This window comes from Psychrobacter sp. HII-4 (genome assembly GCF_904846595.1).
Taxonomy (GTDB): domain Bacteria; phylum Pseudomonadota; class Gammaproteobacteria; order Pseudomonadales; family Moraxellaceae; genus Psychrobacter; species Psychrobacter celer.
Genome location: NZ_CAJHBJ010000072.1, coordinates 1 through 3,521, shown reverse-complemented (window position 1 = coordinate 3,521; position 3,521 = coordinate 1). Strand labels below are relative to the sequence as shown.

Below are 3,521 nucleotides of genomic sequence, written 5' to 3'. Positions count from 1 at the left end.
GCCAAGTGGACGATGCCGATTCGTAATTGGGGACAGACGATGATGCAGCTGTCTATCTATTTCCCTGGTCGATTAGATTCGGTGATGCGCCTTTAATTTAGTTGACACAGAGTTTTGAACGCCCTCAGTAGAAATCAAGAATCGCTTGTATAACGTTTTTCTGCTCATTACGAGTCATACCATAATAAATTGGTAATCTAAGTAGTCTTTCACTGTGACTGGTTGTATAAGTATCTTCTCCATGCAGCCTACCATTTTTTTCCCCAGCTACTGACGTATGCAAAGGTACGTAGTGAAAGACAGCAAGTATGCCGCAGTCCTTTAAATGACTTATTAAGTCAGAGCGCGTTTGCATGTCAGATACTTTAATATAAAACATATGAGCATTATGTTGACAGTCTCTTGGTATGGTAGCTAGTTCAATTTTACCTTTTAACTGAAGGGTTTTAAGGTTATCGTAGTAATACGACCAAGAGTCTAGACGCGCACTGTTTATCTCATCAGCTTTTTCAAGCTGTCCCCAAAGATAGGCAGCTTGAATATCACTGGGCAGATAACTACTGCCAATATCAACCCACGAGTACTTATCTACCATACCTCTAAAAAACTGACTTCGATTGGTACCCTTTTCTCTAATTATATCGGCTCTTTCTTTAAACTGATCATCATTAATAATTAATAAGCCACCTTCGCCACTGCTTGTATAGTTCTTAGTCTCATGAAAACTATAAGTGCCTATATGTCCAATAGTTCCTAAAGCCTGACCTTTATAAGTACTCATCATACCTTGGGCAGCATCTTCTATAACATAGATATTATGGCGGTTTGCTAGTTCCATAATAGTGTCCATCTCACAAGCAACACCTGCATAGTGAACAGGAACAATAGCCTTGGTTTTAGAAGTGATAGCTGATTCTATTTTAGATTCATCGATATTCATCGTATCAGGACGGACATCAACAAAAACCACTTTCGCTCCACGTAAGACAAAAGCATTTGCCGTGCTAACAAAGGTGTAGCTAGGCATAATTACTTCATCACCTGGCTGGATGTCTATCAAGAGCGCAGCCATTTCTAATGCAGCTGTGCAAGAAGGGGTAAGTAGAGCTTTTTTACAAGAAAGTTTTTTTTCAAACCAAGAGTGACAGCGCTTAGTAAAGTCCCCATTACCAGACATTTTCTCACTGCGTATGGCTTGTAAAACGTACTGGTCTTCATTACCAGTATATGGGGGCTTATTAAATGGAATCATTATTACTTTCTTCTTCTAAAAATGTCTTTTCTAATAATAGTAAGTCCTGCTTTCTATCTTTAACTCTTCTAGCAGGATTTCCTACGTATATACCCCATGCTTCTGTGCTTTTATTAACCAGCGTCATAGCACCAATTGAGCAGCCTTCAGCAATAGTGACACCAGACATAATAATACTACCAGCACCCACAATTACTTGACGTTTAAGAGTTACCTTCTCCATTTTCTCATTCTTATATTTTTTTGGAATGAGAGAGTTTACCATTGTCTCTCCGCTATAGTCGTCAGACTGTGAGAAAACTTTAACACCATATGCAAGCGTACAAAAGTCCTCAAGTTGAATTCCTTTTATGCCACCTGCTAGTAAGCACATAGGGGTGATATGGCAGTATGAACCAATTTGGATATGTCCAGATATGATACAAAAGTCGTCAATTCTTGAGTTATCACCGATTTCAATTTGATCGGCATTATAAATACTAGCTTTATCGCTAATTTTTACATTTTCACCAAGAGACTTGAATCCCATCTCTCTTAATTGCTCAGAGTTTAAATAAGCCATCTTAGAAAAGTTCCGTAAGTTGTTGAATTAAAGTTTCTTTGGAAAAATACTGTTTAATTAATAAAACATTATTTTCGTGGTGATGATAATCTAGATTATTAAAGTTTTTTACATTGTAGACTTTTAAACCTTTATCTAAAAACAACTGCCATTGGCTGGTATCATCACGCATATATACTGTTTTTCCCAAGCCTAGTAAAGTAATGATATTACCTAATGCCTGCTGTCTACTGTTATTAAAAATCCCAATATCGACAGAACCTTGAAACTTTAGGTAATCATCAAATGGCATGAAGTCTGTTATTGGATAAAACTTGTCCCCAAGCAATTCATTTCCTATTTTAATAACTTTTTTGGCATGATTTTGGTCGCTATAGGAGAGTGGTGTGCATACTCGAAAATTATTGTCTTTAAATTGGGCTAGTTTTTTAATTATCTCTATATGATTGTTTGTACTATTAGCGGAGTTTCCCAGTTGAATGCTAATCTGGCTATTGGCTGACTTTTTAATTTCAACTGATTTATAGATATTACTGGTATACATTAAGCACTCTTTATACTCGCCCTGAGCGCCATACCACTCCCTAGCTAAGTTGATATCACCTTGCATATAAGTAACTAGATAGCCCATTTTCTTAATGACAGGTCGTCTATATACCTCTCTGACACGCCATCTGCGATTACGCTTGTCAAATTTATAAGTATATAAGTCGTTTCCCCAAATTACCCAGTAACATTTCTTTAATAGCCAAGGAGATAAAAAAAGTAGCTTTACGATGCTTATATCCGCCAGACTATGCAATATGACTTTATCAGCTTGGTGCATCTTGATGAAAATTTGTGAATAATGCTTTAGCTTAGATAGTCTCTTTTTATTGGGAAGTAAGTAAATATTATCAGACTGAGGTATGTCTTTTTCAGCCAAACCTTTAGATAGATAAAACTCATGACCATTAAAGTCAAAATTTTCTTTTACAAGCTCTATAAAACTAGGCATGAACTTTTCAGCAGAGCCTATGTGTAATATTTTACGACTCATTATTGTGATACCAAATCTAATAAGTATTGACCATAACTATTTTTACTCAGTGCATTGCCGATTTTTTTCAAATCCTCTTTTGTTAACCAACCATTGTGATAAGCAATCTCTTCTAAGCAAGCAATCTTAAATCCTTGACGTTTTTCAATGGTTTGTACGAACATCCCAGCCTCAATTAAACTTTCATGAGTGCCTGTGTCCAACCAAGCAAAGCCACGTCTTAGCAATTCAACCTTTAGATCTCCACGCTGCATATACATTTGGTTAATAGTGGTGATTTCAAGCTCGCCTCTATCTGAGGGTTTTACTTGTTTAGCAAACTCTATAACATCGTTGTCATAAAAGTATAGGCCAGTCACTGCGAAGTTCGACTTAGGTTTGGTAGGCTTTTCTTCTATTGAAATTGCTCTTTTGTCTTCATCAAACTCGACCACTCCAAAACGTTCAGGATCTTTTACCTGATAGCCAAATACAGTAGCTCCAGACTTCTGATTCACCGCATTTCGTAATAAGGGAGTTAGACCTGGTCCATAAAAAATATGGGGCTGTAGTAGATAAGGATTAAATATCACACCATTTTCTCAAGGTTTTCAGCTGATTAGATGGTGAGCCATAGTTAAATCTAAACTCGCACTCTTTTAAAAATAAATGGAAGTTCTTCTTATCGA

General features: G+C 36.7%; 3 protein-coding genes and 2 pseudogenes. All 5 read right to left on the bottom strand.

All coding sequences use genetic code 11. The features are described from left to right. Positions 1-124 precede the first annotated feature (124 nt). A complete protein-coding gene (gene rffA / locus JMX98_RS13550; protein ID WP_201587337.1) occupies positions 125-1,252 on the bottom strand; it encodes a dTDP-4-amino-4,6-dideoxygalactose transaminase in 1,128 nt (375 codons plus the stop codon). Beyond that, complete coding sequence (locus tag JMX98_RS13545; RefSeq protein WP_201587336.1) at positions 1,239-1,814, bottom strand: acyltransferase; 576 nt, start codon at positions 1,812-1,814, stop codon at positions 1,239-1,241. The genes rffA and JMX98_RS13545 overlap by 14 nt, the downstream gene beginning before the upstream one ends. Before the next feature lies 1 nt (position 1,815). Continuing rightward, on the bottom strand, positions 1,816-2,853 hold the full coding sequence (locus tag JMX98_RS13540) for a TDP-N-acetylfucosamine:lipid II N-acetylfucosaminyltransferase (protein WP_201587335.1): 1,038 nt from the start codon (positions 2,851-2,853) through the stop codon (positions 1,816-1,818). Continuing rightward, positions 2,853-3,407: pseudogene (locus JMX98_RS13535) on the bottom strand (sugar nucleotidyltransferase); the annotation flags it as partial. The gene JMX98_RS13540 and the pseudogene JMX98_RS13535, both read right to left, overlap by 1 nt. 7 nt (positions 3,408-3,414) lie before the next feature. Then, positions 3,415-3,521: pseudogene (locus JMX98_RS13530) on the bottom strand (IS1595 family transposase); the annotation flags it as partial.